Annotated in this window: 13 protein-coding genes; 6 read left to right on the plus strand and 7 right to left on the minus strand. The window is 57.6% G+C overall.

Annotated features, from left to right (window positions below; genetic code table 11):
• Window positions 1-73: 73 nt before the first annotated feature.
• Complete coding sequence (locus CKW21_RS14260; RefSeq protein WP_095194594.1) at window positions 74-1,069, minus strand: AraC family transcriptional regulator; 996 nt, start codon at window positions 1,067-1,069, stop codon at window positions 74-76.
• A 292-nt stretch (window positions 1,070-1,361) separates the two neighbouring features.
• Here CKW21_RS14260 and CKW21_RS14265 point away from each other — a divergent pair, with 292 nt between their 5' ends.
• Window positions 1,362-1,781, plus strand: coding sequence for a hypothetical protein (locus CKW21_RS14265; RefSeq protein WP_095194595.1), 420 nt, complete (start codon window positions 1,362-1,364; stop codon window positions 1,779-1,781).
• Window positions 1,782-1,934: 153 nt separating this feature from the next.
• On the opposite strand, the gene CKW21_RS14270 is transcribed toward CKW21_RS14265, so the two are convergent.
• The 4 genes from CKW21_RS14270 to aspA form a co-directional block, all read right to left on the minus strand.
• Window positions 1,935-6,584 carry a dermonecrotic toxin domain-containing protein gene (locus CKW21_RS14270; RefSeq protein ID WP_095194596.1) on the minus strand — a complete coding sequence of 1,550 codons (4,650 nt, stop codon included), beginning with the start codon at window positions 6,582-6,584 and terminating at the stop codon, window positions 1,935-1,937.
• 119 nt (window positions 6,585-6,703) lie between these two features.
• A complete protein-coding gene (locus tag CKW21_RS14275) occupies window positions 6,704-7,708 on the minus strand; it encodes an asparaginase (RefSeq protein ID WP_095194597.1) in 1,005 nt (334 codons plus the stop codon).
• Window positions 7,709-7,873: 165 nt separating this feature from the next.
• The gene (locus CKW21_RS14280; protein ID WP_095194598.1) at window positions 7,874-9,322 is read right to left on the minus strand and encodes a sodium:alanine symporter family protein; all 1,449 of its coding nucleotides are present in this window, start codon (window positions 9,320-9,322) and stop codon (window positions 7,874-7,876) included.
• Window positions 9,323-9,759: 437 nt separating this feature from the next.
• The gene (gene aspA / locus CKW21_RS14285; RefSeq protein WP_020797941.1) at window positions 9,760-11,184 is read right to left on the minus strand and encodes an aspartate ammonia-lyase; all 1,425 of its coding nucleotides are present in this window, start codon (window positions 11,182-11,184) and stop codon (window positions 9,760-9,762) included.
• 180 nt (window positions 11,185-11,364) lie between these two features.
• Between aspA and CKW21_RS14290 the strand changes: the two genes are divergently transcribed.
• The 5 genes from CKW21_RS14290 (at window position 11,365) to CKW21_RS14310 (ending at window position 15,772) form a co-directional block, all read left to right on the plus strand.
• Window positions 11,365-12,273 (plus strand): LysR substrate-binding domain-containing protein, encoded by a 909-nt coding sequence (locus CKW21_RS14290; RefSeq protein ID WP_095194599.1) that lies wholly within the window; start codon window positions 11,365-11,367, stop codon window positions 12,271-12,273.
• A 935-nt stretch (window positions 12,274-13,208) separates the two neighbouring features.
• A complete protein-coding gene (purE, locus tag CKW21_RS14295) occupies window positions 13,209-13,700 on the plus strand; it encodes a 5-(carboxyamino)imidazole ribonucleotide mutase (protein ID WP_095194600.1) in 492 nt (163 codons plus the stop codon).
• A gap of 11 nt (window positions 13,701-13,711) precedes the next feature.
• Entirely contained in the window at window positions 13,712-14,794 is a 1,083-nt protein-coding gene (locus CKW21_RS14300) for a 5-(carboxyamino)imidazole ribonucleotide synthase (RefSeq protein ID WP_095194601.1), read from the plus strand.
• Window positions 14,795-14,906: 112 nt separating this feature from the next.
• Window positions 14,907-15,152, plus strand: a complete 246-nt coding sequence (locus tag CKW21_RS14305) for a GlsB/YeaQ/YmgE family stress response membrane protein (protein WP_008064532.1) — start codon at window positions 14,907-14,909, stop codon at window positions 15,150-15,152.
• An 83-nt stretch (window positions 15,153-15,235) separates the two neighbouring features.
• Window positions 15,236-15,772, plus strand: coding sequence for a DUF3299 domain-containing protein (locus CKW21_RS14310; protein WP_095194602.1), 537 nt, complete (start codon window positions 15,236-15,238; stop codon window positions 15,770-15,772).
• 115 nt (window positions 15,773-15,887) lie between these two features.
• On the opposite strand, the gene CKW21_RS14315 is transcribed toward CKW21_RS14310, so the two are convergent.
• Window positions 15,888-16,787, minus strand: coding sequence for a D-hexose-6-phosphate mutarotase (locus CKW21_RS14315; protein ID WP_095194603.1), 900 nt, complete (start codon window positions 16,785-16,787; stop codon window positions 15,888-15,890).
• Between the two features lie 69 nt (window positions 16,788-16,856).
• Entirely contained in the window at window positions 16,857-17,261 is a 405-nt protein-coding gene (locus CKW21_RS14320; RefSeq protein WP_007896491.1) for an acyl-CoA thioesterase, read from the minus strand.
• Between the last annotated feature and the right edge of the window lie 316 nt (window positions 17,262-17,577).

Here is a 17,577-nt window from a genome sequence, read left to right on the forward strand (position 1 = left end):
AGCGGTGCATCAGTCGCCTAGGAGGTTGGATTATCCGACGCCTTCGCGAGCAGGCTCGCTCCCACATGAATGATCAGTGAGGGCGGAACTGGCTGGGCGCCACACCACTCCAGCGCACAAACGCATGACGGAAACTCGCGGTTTCGCTGAAGCCCAACGCCTCGGCAATCCGGTAGATCGGCAGTTGATCCTCGCAAAGCATTTGCTTGGCCTGTTCGAAACGCAATTCGTCGAGCAACTCCTGATAACTGCAGCCCAGATCCTTGAGGTGCCGGCGCAAGGTTCGCGCGGAACAGTTCATCTGTTCGGCCAGGCCTTCAAGCCCCGGTGCCGCATTCAATTGCGCCCTGAGCAGCTGGCGAATCCGCCCCAGCCACGCCTGGCGCCCGGTGAACTCGGTGTTCTGCTTGCGGCAGCGTTCAGCCATGGCCTGATGGGTGATGACATCCGCCAGTGGCAAGGGTTGGTCTAGCCACTGCTGGTCGAAGGCAAAGGCGTTGTCCCGCGCACCGAAGTGCAGCGGGCAATCAAAGTGCTCGGCGTAAGTCGATTCATAATCGGGTGCGGCATGTTCAAAGCGTGCGGCCAGCAGCGGCAGCGGGTGACCGAGCAAGTCGTCGCAGATGACTTTCAGCGAGACCAGGCAGAACTCGGCATTGAACACCGCCAGCGCCGGGTTCTCCCGGTAATCGGCGGCGACGAACCAGACGCGCTCGCCGTCGTCTTCCAGACTCAGTTCGAACAGTGTTCCCAGGAGTGCCGGATAACGCATCGCCAAACGTAATGCGTCACCGAAGGTGGCACTGGTGAGCAATGCGTAACCGAGCATGCCGTAGGACGAAACGTGCATGCGCCGCCCCAGCTCCAGGCCGATGTCGCGTTTGAGGGCAACGGCGTTGGCGCAGACCTGCATCTCCTGATTGGTCGTGATGCGCGTGTCGGCCCGGCTGAGGTCTGCCGCACTGATGCCACTGCCGGCCAGCAGCGCTTCGCTCGACAGGCCCTCGGCCTTGAAGGTGCTGAGGATCAGGGAGACGGCGTTGAGGGTGGTGAGGTGGGAGTGGAGCATGTAAGCATCCGGTTACTGAATATACGCAACGAAAGGCAAGTTTTGTGCCGGGTTGAAATAGCACAGTATTCAAGATGTGGCTGCTCGCCATTTAAATTTATAGATATTTAGCGAGTTTGCCCACTGTCATTAATATCAGTTTAGATGGGTGGAATTAGTATTTCGTCGGATTTTTTTAGAGTGGTTAAATAATAGTTTATTTGCGGCTTTAAATTTGACCCTGCGTTAACTGTGAGCTAGGTTTTCGATCGTTACATATCAGGTTGTTCATTAATTTTAAAAGGTGAACGAAATGAAGATGAAGGATATTAAAAAATGGCTGAGCAATAAATCCGCGCATGCGCCAAAAGAAGTTGGAGAGGCTACGGTAGAAGTGGATGGCGTGAGTAAAATCTATCCGGCGCAATCTTTAAATTTGAATAATGGTGCTGTTCAAGTGATCTTTGGTTCACAAGATGGAAACCATGTAAAAGAGGGATTCCTCATAAGAATTGACGAGAAGGATCTCGGGAAGGAAATTGTTTTACCACACCCCTATGCGTTGGTTCTCTGCATCCATGACTCTCAAGTATATGATCCGAAAAGCGGAGCACTAACGGTCTATTTTGATGACTCCCCGGTCACCGGGAAATTTCATATTAAGGTGCGAGATGGAGCGCCGGTCTCCGAGCTAAAGAACGGAGAATTCTGTATTTCTCCGATAAAAACTTAAAGCCAGCCGTTCTGGCGGGATGGGCGATTCCAGGAGTCGGCTTGCTGGCGAAGTTCGATAACGCAGTGTAACTAGTACACTGCGTTGACTTGATCTCCGGCAAGTCGGCTCCTGCGGAGTTTTGAGCGTTCTCGACGGCAAGGGCGCTGGATGTCAGCAGACTTCACAACTTTTGTTTTCTGTACCCGCATTGAAAAACAACTGCGTAGCCTGCTCCAGACCAATCATGCTGCGGTAATAGGCCAGACGTTGTGAACTGTTGAGCCCTTCAGGGGTGTCGGCGCTCATACCCAGGCTTTGCTCTTTTGGGGTTTTCAAACGTGCGTAGAGAAAGGCTTTGGCAGGCACCCACGAAGTGGAATACAGAAAATGCGCATACCAGAGGATCTCGCGGCTTTTCTTGTCACTGATGGTGTATTCGTCCAGATACTGGATCTTGCCACCTTTAAGGCGCCGTCGATCGACGGTTTTGGTGATGCTTATTTCTTGCTTGTTTTTTAACCATTCAATGCCCGCCAGGGTGGGTGCTTGCTGTTTGGTCAACTTCAGCATGTTGCTGGTGGCTTGTTGATAGAGATCCTGTGCGGCGTCGGTGAGTGATTTATTCACTTGGGCGGCCGAACTTGCGCTGCTGTTCTCGGTGCCATTGCTCTCGGTGGCATTGCTGTCGGTCAGCGCTTGCTCGATTTTTTTGCTGGCCCGTTCCAGTTGAGTCGCGTGCTGGTGAAACAGGAACTCCACACCGCCAGGTGAACGCCCTGGCTGTTTCAGTAATTCGGTCATGCGCGTCTTGAACGCTGGCAGCTCGTCAAGCAAGGCCTGGCCTTCACTGATGCTGGGTTGCAGATCCGCAATGGCGTTGCTGGCCGCCGCGATTTCCACGTGCTCAACCCAGGTGTCCGAGTTTTTGCGGTGGAACGTTGCGATGACCTTTGCGGTGAGTGGGGAGGTGATATCCACCAGGTCAGTCTCCAAACCCTGCGCGGTGAGACGTGGTTGCCCGATGAGAACGCCGTGATAACGCGTCTTGATAAATACCTTCTTTGGCCTTGGCTTAAACAGAGGCGCGGAGGGTAGAGCGCGTATCGCATCTCTTTCTTCGATTACCAGCACCAGATTGCGCGCGGCGCGGTCTTTGAACTCATCGAGCTGGTGGCGCAGGCTTTTCAGCGGCTCTTCAAGGACATCCTTGGAATACATCGTCTGGAAATCCTGCAGGCGTTCGTCAATGATGTTGAATTGTTCAATCAGGTTGTTGAGGGTGTCGATTCGTTCGTCGAGGCGGGCCACACTGCGTTCATCCAATGTTTCTCGCAAGACTTGAACGGCCATGTCGGCCTTATCGACGATGTTGTCCAGGGTGGACCAGGCGTCGGCCATCGTGGCGAGCGTAGTTTTGGGCAGGCATAGATTGCGCGCCAGTGTCACCTGGAGCGCCTTGAGATCATCGGCTTTATATACGGGTAGATGCTGGAGGGTCTGCTGGCTCAAGTGTAGCCCTTCTTTTCCAAAACCCTTGAGTTCCCTGACCCGCGACTGGATATTGTCCAGGCGCGCAATCATGTCTTGGGACATCACACACATTTGCCTCGCGTCTTCGATATGACGCTCTTGTGGGTTTTCGGCCTGACGATTGATGTGATCCAGGACAGTTCGCATTTTGGGGGTGAAGGTGGTGAGCCTTTCTCGAATGCCGGCATGAATGAGTTCGAGCTGAGCGTTCAGGTAGCTCAGCGACTTCTGTTGATAGTCCGCCGTTGGTGAAAAGACATGTAAAGTCTTGAGATTTTTCAGCGCTGTTGCGTAGTCCTCTTGCTGGGATTCCAGCTTCTGCAGGTAGAGCAGACGCTTGGCTTGAGCGGTCTCGGTGTCGGCATCGATCATTGCTTGGCGGGCCTGTTGCAGCTCTTTTTGCGCGGCTGCTTTGCCGCTTTCGAATGCAGCCAGTTTTGTACGCAGATCCTGAGCTTTTGTGGTGGCTTGAGCCTGAGCTGTCCTGGAATGGCTTTTCACCCCTCCGCCTCGCAGACGCAGACGGGGATCGATAAACCATTCACCCTTCGTATTGTTGATCAGGGCCGGGCCTGAGCGTGTGGGTTGTGTGGAGTCAATGATCGTGACGTTACCGTCTTCATCCGCCGAGACCTCGTACCAGTTCTCCCCCACGGGGGCATACCATTTCTTGTTGGCACTGTAGAGATGCCGATGGACGTCTGCCTCGGCATGAGCAGTACCGATACTTGCAGGTCGGGTAATTTTGAAGCGGTCCAGAACCTTAGCCAATGTAATGGGCGTTCGATTTACCGCTCCATTGATGTTCAGGGTTTGCTGAGGGCTGGGTGTCTCATGGGAGGCGCTACTGGTCAGTTGTTTAACACTGGTTTTTTCTACCACGGGTGCCTTGGTTAAGGTGGGTTTAACTGCTGGCTCGTTCTTCGCCTGGTGTTTGCCTGAAGTGTCCTGAGTGGCGATATGCAACGTGATCGCCATCCCGAGATTGAGCAATAGATCAGCGAGGGCTGCCCATTGCGCCTGATTGTCGTTTTGTTCTTTCGCGTCATGCAGTTCTTGAAGCTGGTCCATGATCTGCCAGATCCAGGCCCCCATACCGATGGTTCGCCCCAAAAAGGGCAGGACTGCGTTGAACAACATCCAGCCGGCCCGCTTGAAACTGGCCCACCGGCTTTCGGTGTTTGATACCGATTGACGATCGGCGAGCTCAACCAGGGCATTTGCGTTTGCCTTGAACAGGGCCGCGCACAGATCGCCCTCCATGGCCTTTCCTCCCAGGGCTATTGGCCCGGTCATTGCCACGAGTTTGATGGGATCCGCCAGAAACTCGACAACAGCCCAGGGTGATGGCAGAGAACCTGGGAAAACGTAATTGGTATAGTCGCTGCGACTGTCGTCCGGCAGCCACGCCAGCACCGATTCGCGCAGGCTGACGGATTGCTGAATGGCGTAAAACAAGTTGAATAGAGAAGGGTATTGGGTCAATGGTTGATCCAGCATTGGCCGATACAGCAGGCATGGGCCGGCCGTCGTGTCCTGGGGGCCAATCACGAACATGTTGGCGACTTCGTCTTCGGCGCCACCTGTTCGACGCTTCGGGACAAAGGCCAGAGCACGCATCACGATGGTCTGACCTTCGACCACACGATCAGTGATTTCGGACTCCATCACGGCAGCGACATAACGGTACCCGCGTGCGTCGATGCCGGCTTCCTCGCGAATCTTGCATTGCAAGGCCAGCAACGGTAACTGGATCTTCAGGTGCTGGGCGTACAAGGCTTGTCGGCGCGTCGATTCTTTCGGGTCATCAAGCAGTTTTTCCTTGATCAGGGCCGGGTAGGTGCTACCGATATTCGCTTTGCTGACGAGTCCTTCCACATACTCTACGGTCATCCACTCAGGTAGCGGCTTGCCGTTGGTGGAGAGAATGGACTTGTCTCCGAGGGGGAGGGCGATGAGGTTCTGCAGCGCCAGATCAACCACGCTGAATGTGGAAGTCTCGACTTTACCGGGGACGACGAATGTTCCCCAAATGACAAGATTCCGGACGCGAATTTCAATCGTGGCCAGATCCGGCTGCGGTTCGTCTGGATGGTCGCTTTTCATTTGGGCGGTCAGCACGTCGAGGGCGTACTGCTCGATGGGCAGGATGTCTTCCAGGTAAGTCTTGCCTTCATTCTGGCTGTGCAACACTGCCAGATCCTTCAAGTGCCGGGAGTAGTTGTTTAAATCCGGGAGGGAAGCGGAGCTGAGCCAGTCAGGGAGAGCGTCCTTGTACCAATCAAGCTTCGGACCTGCTGTTTTGGCTTCGTTAACATCCACATCAGGGGCGAGGCGAGGTTTGTGCGGGCGAGTGTGTCTGAGGGGGGAGAAATCAAGAGCACCGATAATGGCAATCTGGATAGATACCAGCATGCAAGCCAGATGGTCGAAATAGTTTCCGCTGACCTCCACTAACTGCCACTGGATTTCCTGACCTGGTGCCACATTTACGTGGGCGGGCAGCGTTGCGCCAAACTGTTCCAGGGAGTCGAATTTTTCATACCCCTTGAGCAACGAGTGGGTCAGGACGGAGGTTTTCTTCTGATGGGTACCGACCAGAACGGCGATCGACATCTCGTCCAGATGTACTGTGTTCTCACCGTCTACCAGGTCAATAGCAACCAGATACGCTTTGCTTTTATACGGATCCACGACTTCAAGGGTTGTCAGGTCCGGTGTGCGGAACAAGGTGCGTGCCATGCTGCAGTCATCTTCGTTCCACCCGGTGACTTGATCGACATTCCAAAAACTCCGCAGTGTGTTCGAAAGCTCGTGCCAGCGCGGACCGGAACTGCCTTCGGCGTTGTTCCAGTACTCCAGTTGCTGCTCCTGAAAGGCCTTGAGCATCACAGGAGCGAGCAAATTGATCATGTTGGCAATTTCGTCGATCCGCACCGGCAAATGAATGGCCGGTTTGGTAATCGGCTGTTGGGTCAGGAAGTGCTCACCCTCGATGTACAGGGCCGGCACTGCGAGCACCGTCTGATTGGCGAGGATTTCAGTCAGCGCTTGATAGTGGGTGGGGCCGGGCACGATTTCATCATCGAAGATTTCCCATGAGGGCGTGCCGACCATGAGAATGCTTGGGTCGAAATCCAGCGCCGGATACAATTTTTGCAAAGATTGGCGCAGCAACACGGCCGCCACGTCTCTCAAGTCGGGGCCGATGTTCAGTTGAGTGATCAGGGCATCGATGGCGTCCTGATGGGGGGGCGTCTGCTGTGTGGGGGGTGAGACGGATGAGCTCATGGTGCATCCCTGCGTTTCAAAGTCATGGAAGTTGCCCGAGGACAAGCCTCGGGTTTTCCATGCTAGGGAGCCATCAGTCAGGGAAGGTGGTAATTATTTATACCCAATGGTTTTCAGATTCAGCTCAATTCGCCACACAGATCCAGTTCGACCAGACGGCGAACTTCTGCGGTATCCAGGCTGGCGCCCAACAGCGCATGCAGCTTGCCAAAGGCGGCTTCGCGGGTCATCCCGCCGCCAGACAGCACACCGACGCCGCGCAAGCGGCTACCGGCCTCATACACATCCAGCTCGACGCCACCTTCATAGCATTGCGTAACTGCAACCACCGCCACGCCCTTGTCCCGGGCCCGTTCCAGGCTGGCGAGGAATTCGGGGTTGTCGCTTGGCCCGGTGCCGCTGCCGTAACACTCCAGCACCAGGCCCTGAATGCCGCTGTCGAGCAGGCCATCCAGAATCTCGGCGCTGATGCCGGGAAACAGCGGCAACACCGCGATGTTCGCCAGTTGTTTGCGCTGGTTGTAGTTCAACGCGGCGGGCAGTGAAGCGGCCTTCACACCGCCGCCCTGACGTTCCAGGCGCTTGAACGGATGGCGACCGAAACTGCGCACTTTCGCGCAACGGGTCGGGTCCAGCCGTTCGCCGTGGAAGTACAGATGCACGCCGGGTGCCAGGCCCTGGCCCAAAGCGACCAGCGCACCGCCCAGGTTTTCCCAGGCATCGCTGTCGGTCACGCCGGCCGGCAGCATCGAACCGGTAAAGCACACACGGGCATTCAGGCCCAGCAGTTGAAAGCTCATGGCTGCTGCGCTGTAGGCCAGGGTGTCGGTGCCGTGCAGGATCAGCACGCTATCGCAGCCTTGAACATCAATCGCATCGACTACCGCTTCGCGCAGTTGCTGCCAATAGGTGGGGGTCATGTTGGCGCTGTCGATCAGCGGCGCCATTTCGCGGAAGCGCCACTGCGGCACCACGAGTTCAGGCTGGCTGTGCAGATAGTCGCGCATCCGCGCTTCGAAACCGGACGCCGGGGCCAGGCCATTGGCGCTGGCTTGCATGCCGATGGTGCCGCCGGTGTAGAGCACCATGACATTTTGCGCGGCAGGGTAGGTATTGGAAATCATGAGCAGGTCTCCGCAAGAGAAAACTGTGGGAGCGAGCCTGCTTGCGAAAGCGGTGTCTCAGTCAACGAAGATGTTGAAGGTGATGGCCCTTTCGCGAGCAGGCTCGCTCCCACAATGTGTGCACTTTAACTGACGGGCGCAGGGGATGCGCCCGTTGTTTACCAATCAGCGTTGCGCCGCGGGTACGCCTTGCGGCTGAGTTTGAGCCTTGGTGGCTGGCGGTGGGTTGGCCGGCCAGGCTTTGAGGTCCAGGTCCAGATCCGGGAACTTGCTTGAATCGAAGACGGGGGTCTCGATGCCGGCAGCGCGCTGGTCATCGTAGTCGCGCAGGATGCGCATGCCGACCTTGAACAGCAGGAACAGCGCGATCAGGTTGACGAACGCGAGCAGGGTCATGGTGATGTCGGCGAAAGCGAACACGGTGCCGAGGTTTTCGATGGCACCCCAGAAAATCAATAGCAGTACCAGCGCGCGGTAGCCGATCAGCGCCTTGCGGTTTTCACCGATCAAAAAGCGCAGGTTACTTTCGCCCAGGTAGTAGTTGTAGAGGATCGACGTGAAGACGAACAACGCCAGGGCCACGGAGATGAACATCCGACCCCAGTCACCGACCACGGCGGCCAGGGAGTTCTGGGTCAGGGCAATGCCGTCGCCTTCGAACCCTGGAGTGTAGAAGCCCGATAGCAGGATCAGCAGCGCGGTGCAGGTGCAGATCACGAAGGTATCGAGGAACACGCTGAACGCCTGGACCACGCCTTGCGCCACCGGATGCTCGACCGACGCAACGGCAGCCACGTTCGGCGCACTGCCCAGGCCCGCTTCGTTGGCAAACACGCCACGCTTCACGCCCATGATAATCGCGCTGCCGATCAACCCGCCGAAGGCCTGGTCGAGACCGAAGGCGCTTTTGACGATGGTCATCAACATGCCCGGCACCTGATCGAACTGCAGCACGATCACGTAGAGGGTCACGCCGATGTACACCAGGGTTTTCACCGGTACCAGCAGGTCGGCGACCTTGGCGATGCGCTTGATCCCGCCGATGAACACCAGGCCCAGCAGTACTGCCAGAGCGATACCGGTGTAAGTCGTGTCAAGGCCGAAGGCGTTGTTCAGCGAGTGGGTCACGGCATGGGATTGCAGGCCGTTGAAGGCGAAGCCGAAGGTGATCAGCAGCAGGAACGCCATGATCATCCCCAGCCAGCGTTTTTGCAGGCCGTGCTGGATGTAGTAGGACGGGCCGCCACGATAGGTACCGTCGGCGTCAGCGCGTTTGTAGAGCTGGCCGAGGGAGCATTCGAAGAAGCTGCTGGACATGCCGACCAATGCGGTCACCCACATCCAGAACACCGCGCCGGGCCCGCCGAGGGTTACGGCGATGCCGACACCGGCGATGTTGCCCGCGCCGACACGGCCGGCGAGGCTGAGCATCAGGGCCTGGAACGAACTGAGTTGACCGGTGCTGCTGCGCAGGCTGTCGCGGAACACCGCGAACATATGGAAGAAGTGGCGCAATTGAACGAAACGCGAGCGGATCGTGAAGTAGCCACCGAGCCCGACAATGAGCACGATCAGTACTTTCCCTGAGAGGAAGTCGTTAATGACTTCGAGCATGGATTATTCCTCGCTGTTTTTTGTGTAGGCAAATGCTGGCCGGATAGACACATCGAGTTACATCCGTTGGCGCACGGCACAACGGGCGGGTCGATGTTCGTCCCGGTTTCATATCGCGGGTTTGTTATTAGTTCGGGTTTCGCATGGGTTGTAGCCTCGCTACCGACGACCGCTCACGCGAAGAGGGGCGGCACTATACCGATGCTTGTCTGTGGGAGCGAGCCTGCTCGCGAAAGCGGTGTAAATGACAGCATCGATGTTGAGTGTAATGGCCTCTTCGTCGAAACGCCGCCCGGAGCAGGCTCGCTCCCACAGGGTCTGTGTTTACCTATAAAAAGTTAAAAAAAAGGGCCTGGAGAGTGATCTCCAAGCCCTCAAAAGGTGAGAGGTGTCTAGTCCCTCGACCTGGTGAGCGGTGCTACAGGTAACGCGTCGGCTCAGGCTTTGAGCGGAACCAGACGCGGAGCAATCATGTTTTCCGGGCGCAGGATGTCGGCGAGCATGGCGTCGTCGAGCAGGCCTTCTTCGCGCACCAGTTCCAGCACGCCGCGGCCGCTTTCTAGGGCGATACGGGCGATGCGGGTGGCGTTTTCATAGCCGATGTACGGGTTCAGCGCGGTGACCAGGCCGATCGAGTGCTCGACCAGTTCCCGGCAACGTTCTTCGTTGGCGGTGATGCCGGTGATGCAGTGCTCGCGCAGCATGTCCATGGCGCGTTGCAGCAGGCGGATCGAGTCGAAGATCTTGAAGGCGATCAGCGGTTCCATCACGTTCAGCTGCAACTGGCCACCTTCGGCGGCGATGGTCAGGGCCAGGTCGTTGCCGATGATCTGGAATGCCACCTGGTTCACGGCTTCCGGAATAACCGGGTTGACCTTGCCTGGCATGATCGAGCTGCCTGGCTGACGCGCCGGCAGGTTGATTTCATTGATGCCGGTGCGCGGGCCGCTGGACAGCAGGCGCAGGTCGTTGCAGATCTTCGACAGCTTGACCGCGGTGCGCTTGAGCATGCCGGAGAACAGCACGAAGGCGCCCATGTCGGAAGTGGCTTCGATCAGGTCGGCTGCCGGTACCAGCGGATGACCGCTGATGGTGGCCAGGCGCTGAACGGCCAGGTGCTGGTAACGCGGGTCGGCGTTGATGCCGGTACCGATCGCGGTACCGCCCAGGTTCACTTCAGTCAGCAGTTCTGGCGCCAATGTCTTCAGGCGTGCCAGGTCTTCGCCCAGGGTGGTGGCGAAGGCACGGAATTCCTGGCCCAGGGTCATCGGCACAGCGTCTTGCAGCTGGGTACGTCCCATCTTCAGGACGTGGCTGAATTCTTCACCTTTGGCGGCGAACGACTGGATCAGGCTGTCGAGGCTGGCCAGCAGCGCGTCGTGACCCAGCAGCAGACCCAGGCGGATCGCCGTCGGGTAAGCGTCGTTGGTCGACTGCGCCATGTTCACGTCGTTGTTCGGGTGCAGGTACTGGTATTCGCCCTTCTGGTGACCCATGGCCTCCAGCGCGATGTTGGCGATGACTTCGTTGGCATTCATGTTGGTCGAAGTGCCAGCGCCGCCTTGAATCATGTCCACCACGAACTCTTCGTGGAAGTCGCCGCGGATCAGACGGGCACAGGCTTCGCTGATGGCAGCGTGCTTGGCTTCGCTCAGGTGACCCAGCTCGCGGTTGGCATCAGCGGCGGCTTGTTTGACCATCGCCAGGCCGACTACCAGCTTCGGGTAATGCGAAATCGGAACGCCGGAGAGACGGAAGTTATTCACCGCTCGCAGGGTCTGGATGCCGTAATACGCTTGAGCCGGTACTTCGAGTACGCCAAGCAGGTCTTTTTCTGTGCGGAATGATGCAGCGGAGGACATGATAGAAATCATCTCGATATGGACCCGGTCTGTGCCGGAACACTGCAAATGCTAGGCTTGTGGAGAATTTTGGGCCAATGCTGTTAAACACTGGCCTATGCATATTCGGCATAATGCCTATGTGACGCCGCGTTCGCGGTGAGCGTGTGACCTAAATTGGTGCGTGTCCGGGAGGACGTGATGAATCTGGAAAGTAAATGGCTGGAGGACTTCAGTGCCCTGGCCGCCACCCGCAGCTTCTCCCAGGCGGCGGAACGGCGCTTCGTGACCCAACCGGCCTTCAGCCGGCGGATCCGCAGCCTCGAAGCCGCGCTGGGGCTGACGCTGGTCAACCGCTCGCGTACGCCCGTCGAGCTGACGGCGGCGGGGCAGTTGTTTCTGGTCACCGCGCGTACCGTAGTCGAACAGCTCGGCGAAGTGCTGCGTCATCTTCATCATCTGGAAGGCGGGCAGGGCGAAGTGATGCAAGTCGCCGCCGCGCACTCGTTGGCCCTGGGCTTCTTCCCGCGCTGGATCGCCCAACTGCGCAACGAAGGTCTGAACATCGCCACGCGGTTGGTGGCGACCAACGTCGGCGACGCGGTGCATGCGCTGCGTGAAGGGGGGTGCGACCTGATGCTGGCGTTCTACGACCCGGATGCGGCGATGCAGATGGACCCGGAAATCTTCCCGTCACTGCACCTGGGCAATACCGAAATGCTGCCAGTGTGTGCAGCGGACGCGAATGGCAAACCACTGTTCGATCTGGAAGGTGAGGGCAGCGTGCCGTTGCTTGCCTATAGTGCTGGTGCCTTCCTCGGACGTTCGGTGAACATGTTGCTACGCCAACGGGCATTGCGCTTCACCACCATTTACGAAACCGCCATGGCCGACAGCTTGAAGAGCATGGCGCTGGAAGGATTGGGCATTGCCTGGGTGCCACAGCTCAGCGTACGCGCCGAACTGGCCCGCGGTGAACTGGTGGTGTGCGGTGGTCCACAGTGGCATGTGCCGCTGGAGATTCGCTTGTACCGATGCGCGTTGGTGCGCAAAGCTAACGTACGGTTGTTGTGGCGCAAGCTTGAAGGTGGAGCGGCGAGCGCTACATGACTCGGTATTGGGTGAAGTGACTAGAATTTGTTTATTAAAAATGCCCTTGGTATATGCCGGTGCTGTTGAAGTGTTGTTCAGGGGATTTGTCTGAATAGATGTTTGGCGCCGTAAAAAATAATAATTGAAACGCAGGGCGGTGGCTTTCAGTGTCGTGAATAGCCACCCGCTGTTGTATTTGAATTCGGGAGGTTTTGACTGTTTGTATGCAACAAGCTTAATGGTCGACAAAGTATTCGGTGTAAACGAAGCGATGCTGAGTTGCTCATGTAAGCGAAACTCCATGCGGTTCGCCATTTGTCAAGCGCAGTCTTATCTTCCCGCCAACAAACCCCAGTGTTTTCAGGTGTGCCTGGTTACATCGAGCGACATCTAAGTATTGTTTTTTTTAATGCTAATGTCATTTAATGAGCCTGCACCAGATTTAGTGTGCAAGCGTATTGTTAATTATTGAATTATTATGTTTAATGGAGAATTATTATGTGTGATCTATCTAAGTTGTTTGTTGTTCAAGCGTCTCATGCCGACCCGAAACCAACTTTGCCACCTGAATTACATATCTACCCGTCAGAGTCCGTTCATCAACACGCGTCCTCTCTGCCGGAGTTCAATGAGTACGTGAGGTTATTGGCTGGAGTTCATGGGTCGACCATCTGAAGGACGGGATTACCAATACACGATCTTGCGAATTTCACTCTCATTGAGTTTCCTTTGTTAGCTCGTGGTTTTGGCTGACCTTAAAGTCAATAAAACTGCCGGTTTGCACCGTATGACAGATGGTCGTATCAGGGGCTGTTTATTGGCTTCATTGAGGTATACTGCGCGGCCTTCGGCCGGTTACGACCGGCCATAATTCGTACATTCAAGCCACGCACATTGCGTGGCTTGTTGTTTTTTGACGCGCCTGCGGGCGCCCAGAGAGAAGAGGCACGACGATGAGTGCACTGGTTGGCGTGATCATGGGCTCCAAGTCCGATTGGTCCACCCTTAGCCACACCGCCGATATGCTGGAAAAGCTCGGCATCCCTTACGAGGTGAAAGTGGTCTCTGCCCACCGCACCCCGGACCTGCTGTTCCAGTACGCTGAAGAAGCCGAGGCGCGTGGCATCGAGGTGATCATCGCCGGTGCCGGTGGCGCGGCCCACTTGCCGGGCATGTGTGCGGCCAAGACCCACCTGCCGGTACTGGGCGTGCCGGTACAGTCGGCGATGCTCTCGGGCGTCGATTCGCTGCTCTCCATCGTGCAGATGCCGGCCGGCATTCCGGTCGCCACCCTGGCCATCGGCAAGGCCGGCGCGATCAACGCAGCGCTGCTGTCGGCGAGTATCCTTGGCGCCAAGCACCCGCAGTTCCACAAGGTGCTGAAAACCTTCCGTGCTGAACAGACAGACAGCGTCCTGGAAAATCCAGACCCACGCATCGCCTGAGGTTGTTGACGATGAAGATCGGTGTAATCGGTGGCGGCCAGTTGGGTCGCATGTTGGCGCTGGCGGGCACTCCGCTGGGCATGAACTTCGCTTTCCTGGACCCGGCGCCAGACGCTTGCGCCGCTGCATTGGGCGAACACCTGCGTGCCGATTACGGCGATCAGGATCACCTGCGTCAGCTGGCCGATGAAGTCGACCTGGTGACTTTCGAATTCGAGAGCGTTCCGGCAGAAACCGTGGCATTCCTCTCGCAATTCGTTCCGGTTTACCCGAGCGCCGAAGCCCTGCGTATCGCCCGCGATCGCTGGTTCGAAAAGAGCATGTTCAAGGACTTGGGGATTCCGACTCCGGCGTTCGCCGACATTCAGTCCCAGGCTGGCCTGGACGCCGCCGTGGCTTCCATCGGTCTGCCGGCCGTGCTCAAGACCCGTACCCTGGGTTACGACGGCAAGGGCCAGAAAGTACTGCGCAGCGCTGAAGACGTGGTCGGCACGTTCGCCGAACTGGGCAGCGTGGCCTGCCTGCTGGAAGGCTTCGTGCCGTTCACCGGTGAAGTCTCGCTGATCGCCGTGCGTGCCCGCGATGGTGAAACGAAGTTCTATCCATTGGTTCACAACACCCACGACAGCGGCATTCTCAAACTGTCCGTGGCCAGTACCGACCATCCGCTGCAAGCCCTGGCTGAGGACTACTCCAGCCGCGTGCTCAAGCAGCTGGACTACGTCGGCGTGATGGCGTTCGAGTTCTTCGAAGTCGACGGCGGTCTCAAGGCCAACGAAATCGCCCCGCGAGTGCACAACTCCGGGCACTGGACCACCGAAGGCGCCGAGTGCAGCCAGTTCGAAAACCACCTGCGGGCGGTCGCTGGCCTGCCGCTGGGTTCGACCGCCAAGGTCGGCGAAAGCGCGATGGTCAACTTCATCGGCAAAGTGCCGGAGACCGAGAAAGTCATGGCCATTGCCGATTGCCATCTGCATCACTACGGCAAGGCGTTCAAGGTCGGCCGCAAGGTCGGTCACGCCAACCTGCGCTGTGCGGACCGCGAAACGCTGGCCGCGCAGATCCTCAAGGTCGAAGCGCTCATCGCCGAGTAAATCAGTTTCATTTGGCAGCGGCGGAACCATTGCGGGGCCGCCGTTCTCTCATGGCAGGATGCCAAAGTCTGACTAGGCTTTCGCATAACCAACCAAATCAGAGGGAAATGCCATGGGAATTATCGGAACCATCTTTATCGGCTTGATCGTCGGCCTGCTGGCACGGTTCCTGAAGCCGGGCGATGACAGCATGGGCTGGATCATGACCATCCTGCTCGGTATTGGCGGTTCGTTGGCGGCCACTTACGGCGGCCAGGCCCTGGGCTTCTATCAAGCGGGTGAAGGCGCAGGCTTCATCGGTGCGCTGGTGGGCGCTGTCATCTTGCTGGTCATCTACGGCTTGATCAAAAAGAACTGATTCAGGCGACAAAGTCCTCTCGGCTGCGCAGCCCGGGAGGACTAGAATGCCCGGCGATTTCCTCAACCCTACCGAGCATTTTCATGCGCCGTCTTCTGTTGACTCTTGTTTTCCTGGGTACGGGCCTTGCCCACGCCGGCGAACTGCCGGAAACCGACTGGCTCGAACTGATGCCCAAGTCGGACCAGAAAGCCCTCGAGGCCATGCCCGAGATCGACCACAACTCCCCCGAAGCCAATGGCACCTTTACCGAAAAGGGTGGCATGAAGCAGAGCAAAGGCCTGCCGGCGGTGATGTATTCGACCAAGACCGTGTCGTCGATGAACGACAAGAACATCCGCCTGGGCGGTTATCCGGTGCCGCTGGAAACCGATGCAAAGGGCCACAGCACGTTGTTCTTCCTCGTGCCGTACCCCGGCGCCTGCATCCACGTACCGCCACCTCCGCCCAATCAACTGGTGCTGGTGCGTTACCCCAAGGGCCTGAAGCTCAATGATATCTACACGCCGTTGTGGGTTACTGGCACGCTGAAGATCGAGAAGGTCAGCAACGACCTGGCGGACGCGGCCTATGCGCTGGATGCGGCGAAGGTGCGGGTGGTGCAGGAATCAGACCTGTAGAAAATCAAAACTGTGGGAGCGAGCCTGCTCGCGAAGAGGCCATAACATCCAACATCAATGTTGACTGTTATGCCGCCTTCGCGAGCAGGCTCGCTCCCACAATGGCTTTTGGATATTAGTTAGGCTTGCTGGCGATGCTCACGCCCAGGGTATGGCTGGCTCCCGGCGCCAATGCCACCACATCATCCATCACATTCGCCGTCTCGATGCACAACATGCGCTGCCAGCCATCGTCGGCCATGTCGCTGAATGCCGCGGCGCGGTCGATCCATGGGTTCCAGATCACCGCCGAGCGCGAGCCGGTACTGGTCAGCTCGATGCGCCGCTCCCAGGTTGGGTCGACGATGCTCAGTTTTGCCGGAGGATCGAGGTAGATGCGGTCTGTTTCGCCGTCAAAGCGCAGATCGCCGGTCTGGGTGACGGTTTTCCAGTTATCCAGCGTCTCGATGTAATTCAAGCCATCCACACCTTCGACATGCACGTTGCGCACATCACTGACGGCGAAATAGCTGTGCAGTGCCTGGCTGATGGTCACTGTTTCAGCGCCTTGGTTGTGGCTGGTCAGGCTGATGTGCAGTTGCTCGTCCAGGCGAATGCTCAGCTTCAAGTCCACCTTATGCGGCCAGCCTGGCAAGCCTCCTTCAGGGTAGGGCAGGAGGAATTCGACCTTCAGGCTTTCGCCCTCGGCTTCGATGCCTCCCAGTTCCCAGTCCATCGCGCGCACCAAGCCATGAGCGCTTGGCGGCTCGTTGCCGACGCGCATCGCCTGCACACTCTGCGGGTTGCGCGAGAAGTTGCCGAACCACGGCCAGCACACCGGCACACCGGCGCGGATGCTTTTGCCGGCCTTGAACACAGCCTCGTCATTGAGCCAGATCACTGGCGGTTCACCAGCCAATTGATAACTGAGGATGTGCGCGCCTTGCTGGGCCACCAGTAATTCGGCCTGACCGTGGCGGATGCGCCAGCAGTTCAGTTCATCCAGTTTCACGGCTTCAACGTTGGGCGTGCTCATGGGACAGCTCTCGATCAGTGACAGGACTGCAATGGACCGTAAAACGGTCGCCGGGTTTAACGAGGCTCTTTAACGGGCGCGAGGCGGAACCGAGCGAGTGCGGCCGCTGCCATCGATGGCGACGAATACGAACACCGCTTCGGTGACTTTTCGCCATTCGCTGGACAGCGGATCGTCGCTCCAGACCTCGACCATCATCTGGATCGAGCTGCGGCCGATTTCCAGTGCCTGTGTATAGAAGGAGAGCTGGGCGCCCACCGCCACCGGTACCAGAAACGCCATGCGGTCGATCGCCACCGTGGCCACGCGACCACCGGCTACCTTGCTGGCCATCGCGGTACCCGCCAAATCCATCTGCGCCACCAGCCAGCCGCCGAAAATATCGCCAAAGCCATTGGTTTCGCGGGGAAGTGCGGTGATTTGCAGGGCCAGGTCGCCTTGCGGGATCGGATCTTCTTGTTCGAGCTCTATCATGCCGGGGGTGCCTCTGACCCGTGACTCTTCATTGGTAATGCCTGGTGGTAGCCGTCTTCAGGAAAAACGATTCAGCACCGAACATACTACGTTCGTCACGTTTTCCATAAGGCGCCTAAAGGGAAACTCTGCGAAATCGCCTATGAACCTGACAGGCGTTTTCGCACAGCAACCCTTGCAAGCCATTGCACAGTTGCGAGTATATCGGTCGGTAGACTCCGATACGACCGTCCGGTTCTCATTTTGACCGTCAAATAAGCACCTTTATGTGCTTTTTCGAACAATTTGCTATCGTGCCGGACCTGCCCGAGCCCCT

It is taken from the genome of Pseudomonas sp. Irchel 3A7 (assembly GCF_900187565.1).
GTDB lineage: Bacteria > Pseudomonadota > Gammaproteobacteria > Pseudomonadales > Pseudomonadaceae > Aquipseudomonas.